Raw genomic sequence first — 4,353 nt, 5'->3', positions numbered from 1 at the left:
CCGGCCCCGTGAGCCGCGTCGCCCGCCGTGCCGCCGGCCGCGCCGTGGCCCGCGTGTTCGCCGGCCGCCGCGGCCGACACCGAGGGGGTCTCCTGGCCGAGGGAGGTGCGCAGCTCGCCGATGTTCGCACCGGCGTAGGTGGACCAGGTCAGGCCGGTCGCCGAGAGGAAGACGAAGCCGGCCGCGACCCAGACGCCCACGCCGCCGTGCAGGGCCAGTGTGCGGCGCCGTCCGTCGGTGCCGCGCAGCTTGCGCAGGGCGCGGCGCCGGGAGAACCACAGCACCACTCCCCCGCCCGCGATCACCCACAGCCAGCTCGCGGCGAACTCGCTGTAGAGACGGCCCGGTTCGCCGAGGTGCAGATCGCGGTGGAACTCGTCGATCCAGGTGCGCAGGGGCAGTGCGCCCGAGGAGCCGTACTGCTCCAGTTCGCCGCGCACCTTCGCGGTGTACGGGTCGACGAACACGGCCAGGGTGTGGTCGGGGTCCACGCCCGGTATGCCGGACAGCATCACCCTCGTGGTGGCGTCCGCCTCGGGTGAGGGGCGTACGGCGGAGACCGTGCCCTCGGGGCGGGCCTCACGGGCGGCGGCCACCTGCTCGGAGACGGGCAGCTTGCGGTCGCCGACGGGGACGGTCAGCTCATGGTCGTAGACGATCTTCTCGGCCTGGAACGAGGCGGCGTACAGCAGGCCGGTGAGGGCGGCGACCAGGAGGAACGGCGCGACCAGGACTCCCGCGTAGAAGTGCAGGCGCAGGACGAGGGGGCGCAGGCCGGCCCAGGCGCTCTTCGCGGGTGCGGGGGCGGGGGGTTTCGGTGCCTCGTCCGTGGGGGTCGAGGGAGCGGTGGTCATCGGTGGGGTTCTCCCGGGGACGTCTTGGCGGGCGGGGTGGTGGTGCAGTAGTCGGGGCGGCGGGGCGTCCGGTTCCCGGGAAATGTGTGTGACCTGCGCCACATGCAAAAGGCGTGCGATCCTGGCGGGATGGGAACTCCGGACGATCGCGCACCCTTGGCCGAGCGGGTCGAGCAACTGCTGTCCGTGGAAGGGCCGTTGACCGTGGTCGCGGCCGGTGACCCGGTGCTGCGCGGGGGTACCGAGCCGTACGACGGGCAGTTGGGGCCCGCTCTGCTGGCCCGGTTCGTGGCGGCGCTGCGGGTCACCATGCGTGCGGCGCCGGGTGTCGGGCTGGCCGCGCCGCAGGTCGGGGTGGGGCTGCGGATCGCGGTGATCGAGGATCCGGCGCCGGTCCCGGAGGAGGTGCGCCTCGCGCGCGGGCGGGTGCCGCAACCGTTCCGGGTGCTGGTCAATCCGGTGTACGAGCCGGTCGGCACCCGGCGGGTCGGGTTCTTCGAGGGGTGTCTGAGCGTGCCGGGGTATCAGGCGGTGGTGGCGCGGCCCGCCGAGGTGCGGCTGAGGGGGCAGGACGAGCACGGGCGGACGCTGGACGAGGTGTTCACCGGCTGGCCCGCGCGGATCGTGCAGCACGAGACGGACCACCTCGACGGCGCGCTGTACCTCGACCGGGCCGAGCCGCGCTCGCTGTCGTCCAACCGGTCCGTGATGGAACGCTGGTCGCAGCCGGCCCCGGAGCGGGCGGCCCGGGAACTGGGCTTCGAACTGCCGTGACCCCGCCCCGGCCCGTCGTCCGGCGGCATCCGCCCACCGGACGGCGGACCGGGGCGCTCGGTGTCGGACGCCTTGACCGTCGTCCTCCGCCGGACCGGGCCGTCGGCCGCCGTTCCCCGGGGTGGTTCGCCCCGCCGCTCCCCTCCCCCACTCCCGGCTTCTCCCCCGGACGGGCTGCGGTGGGGCTCAGGCGTCGCGGTAGGCCTCCAGGAGGCGGAGCCAGATCTCGCTGATCGTCGGGTAGGACGGGACCGCGTGCCACAGGCGGGCGATCGGGACCTGGGCGGCGACGGCGATGGTCGCGGAGTGGATGAGTTCGCCGACGCCGGGGCCGACGAGGGTGAGGCCGCGCAGGATCTCCTCCTCGAGGTCGACGATCATGCGGGCGCGGCCCTTGTAGCCGTCGGCGTACAGGGCGGCTCCGGCGACCGAGGACAGGTCGACGTCGACGGCGCGGACGCGGTGGCCCGCCCGCTGCGCCTCGGCCAGGGAGAGGCCGACGGAGGCCGCCTCCGGGTCGGTGAAGACGACCTGGGGGACGGCGGCGTGGTCGGCGGTGGCGGCGTGCGCGCCCCAGTCCTCCGCGGGTACGGGCTCCCCGGCGGCCCGGGTGACGATGGCGGCGCCCGCGATCCGGGCCTGGTACTTGCCCTGGTGGGTGAGGAGGGCCCGGTGGTTGACGTCGCCGACGGCGTACAGCCAGTCGTGGCCGGTGACGCGGAGGCTGTCGTCCACGGTGAGCCAGGAGCCTGGCTCCAGACCGATCGTCTCCAGGCCGATGTCGTCGGTGCGCGGGGCGCGGCCGGTGGCGAAGAGGATCTCGTCGGCCTCGATCCGGTCACCGTCGTCGGTGACGACCAGGACCGTGCCGTTCTCCCTGGTCACCGACTTCACGGAGGTGCCGGTGCGGATCCGCGCGCCGGCCTCGGTGAGCGCTTCGGCGACCATCTCGCCGGCGAACGGCTCCATGCGGTTCAGCAGGCTCTCGCCGCGGACGAGGACGGTGACCCGCGAGCCGAGGGCCTGCCAGGCGCAGGCCATCTCGGTGGCGACGACCCCGCCGCCGACCACGACCAGCCGACCGGGCACGGACTGCGCGCCGGTGGCCTCGCGGCTGGTCCAGGGCCGGACCCCGTCGAGTCCGGGCAGGTCGGGCAGCCGGGCGCGGCTGCCGGTGCAGACGGCGACGGCGTGCCGGGCGGTGAGGACCCGCCTGCCGCCGTCGGCGTCCGTGACGGTGACGGCGCGCGGGCCGGTGAGCCGTCCCTGGCCGCGGTACAGGTCGGCGCCGGTGCCCTCCAGCCACCGGACCTGGCCGTCGTCCTTCCAGTCGGAGGTGAAGGAGTTCCGGCGGGCGAGTACGGCGTCGGCGTCCAGGGGGGCCTGGACGGACCGGCTCAGGCCGGGGACGCGGAGGGCGTCGGCCCGGGCGATGACCGGGCGCAGCAGGGCCTTGCTGGGCATGCACGCCCAGTAGGAGCACTCGCCGCCGACCAGCTCGCTCTCCACGACCGCGGTGGTGAGCCCGGCGGCGCGGGTGCGGTCGGCGACGTTCTCGCCCACGGGTCCGGCGCCGAGCACCACGACGTCGTAGGCGGTTGATTCCGGTTGCGTCGGTTGCGTTTCCGTCATGGCGTCAGTCTGGTGGGTGGTGTGCGCTGTGGCCACATGGGTAGGGGCGCGGAATACGTGACCGGCCGGCCGTGTTGTGCCGACGGCCCGACCCGACACCAGGAAGAGGGAACGCGCGATGAGCAGCACCGTGGAGCTCACCAAGGAGAACTTCGACCAGACGGTCACGGACAACGAGTTCGTACTGATCGACTTCTGGGCGGCCTGGTGCGGTCCGTGCCGCCAGTTCGCGCCGGTGTACGAGAAGGCGGCGGAGGAGAACCCGGACCTGGTGTTCGGCAAGGTGGACACCGAGGCGCAGCCGGAGCTGGCCGCGGCCTTCGGCATCCAGTCGATTCCGACGCTGATGATCGTGCGTGATCAGGTCGCCGTGTTCGCCCAGCCGGGCGCGCTGCCCGAGGCCGCTCTGACGGACGTCATCGGGCAGGCGCGCAAGCTGGACATGGACGACGTACGCAAGCAGATCGCCGAGCAGCAGGCGCAGCAGGCACAGCAGGGGGAGGCGCCGGACGCCTGAGGCGGCCCCGGCGGCGGTGAGGGGTACAGTCCCCGGCCGCCCTCCCTCCCCTGAGGGCTCCGCCCCGGACCCCCGCGCGCCCACGGCGGCAAAGCCGCCTGTCGGCACGGTCCCGCGCCCCCGCGGGGGCGCGGGGAACCGCGCGATCGGCCACGCCGGGCCCGCGCGTCCCTGAAAGGTCAGCTCGACTCGCGTCGTACCACCGACGCGCCCAGCACCTTGTGGGCCTCGGGGGCCGTGGCCGGGTCGCGCACCGCGCGGTCCACCAGTCCGGCCAGTTCACGGCCGGACGGCAGTTCGAGGTGGACGGTGCTCAGGCGGGGGCGCAGCAGCCGGCCCAGCATCAGGTTGTCGGCGCCGACGACGGCGGTCTCCTCCGGGATGCGGACGCCCTCGTCCTGGAGCGCGCGCATCAGCAGCATCGCGTACTCGTCGTTGTACGTGAACACGCCGTCGAGGCCGAGCTCGCGCCAGCGGGCGGCCAGCCGTGCGGCGGCGCCCTCGTCGTGCGCGAGCGGCAGCTCGGTGACCGTGGCGTCGGTGTCGCGCAGGGCGGCGCGCACGCCGGCCAGGCGG

Annotated in this window: 5 protein-coding genes; 2 read left to right on the top strand and 3 right to left on the bottom strand. The window is 74.5% G+C overall.

The window, feature by feature from the left end:
• Positions 1 to 854, bottom strand: an 854-nt coding sequence (locus B7767_RS30705) for a PepSY domain-containing protein (protein WP_143652710.1), incomplete at its 3' end; no start/stop codon positions are given.
• A gap of 129 nt (positions 855 to 983) precedes the next feature.
• On the opposite strand from B7767_RS30705, the gene B7767_RS30700 reads away from it, so the two are divergent.
• Positions 984 to 1,628 (top strand): peptide deformylase, encoded by a 645-nt coding sequence (locus B7767_RS30700; protein WP_085574996.1) that lies wholly within the window; start codon positions 984 to 986, stop codon positions 1,626 to 1,628.
• A 186-nt stretch (positions 1,629 to 1,814) separates the two neighbouring features.
• Here the strand turns inward: B7767_RS30700 and B7767_RS30695 are convergent, their stop codons facing one another.
• Entirely contained in the window at positions 1,815 to 3,260 is a 1,446-nt protein-coding gene (locus B7767_RS30695) for an NAD(P)/FAD-dependent oxidoreductase (protein WP_085574995.1), read from the bottom strand.
• A gap of 118 nt (positions 3,261 to 3,378) precedes the next feature.
• On the opposite strand from B7767_RS30695, the gene trxA reads away from it, so the two are divergent.
• Entirely contained in the window at positions 3,379 to 3,777 is a 399-nt protein-coding gene (trxA, locus tag B7767_RS30690; protein WP_085574994.1) for a thioredoxin, read from the top strand.
• Between the two features lie 179 nt (positions 3,778 to 3,956).
• Here trxA and B7767_RS30685 read toward each other — a convergent pair.
• Positions 3,957 to 4,353, bottom strand: a 397-nt coding sequence (locus B7767_RS30685) for a substrate-binding domain-containing protein (RefSeq protein ID WP_179167353.1), incomplete at its 5' end; no start/stop codon positions are given.

This window comes from Streptomyces sp. 13-12-16 (assembly GCF_002114215.1).
GTDB lineage: Bacteria > Actinomycetota > Actinomycetes > Streptomycetales > Streptomycetaceae > Streptomyces.
This window is presented reverse-complemented; position numbering and strand designations above follow the sequence as displayed.

Excerpts from the sequence above, each read along its gene's own strand:
- B7767_RS30700 (WP_085574996.1), top strand. The coding sequence starts at position 984 with ATGGGAACTCCGGACGATCGCGCACCCTTGGCCGAGCGGGTCGAGCAA.
- B7767_RS30695 (WP_085574995.1), bottom strand. The coding sequence starts at position 3,260 with ATGACGGAAACGCAACCGACGCAACCGGAATCAACCGCCTACGACGTC.
- trxA (WP_085574994.1), top strand. The coding sequence starts at position 3,379 with ATGAGCAGCACCGTGGAGCTCACCAAGGAGAACTTCGACCAGACGGTC.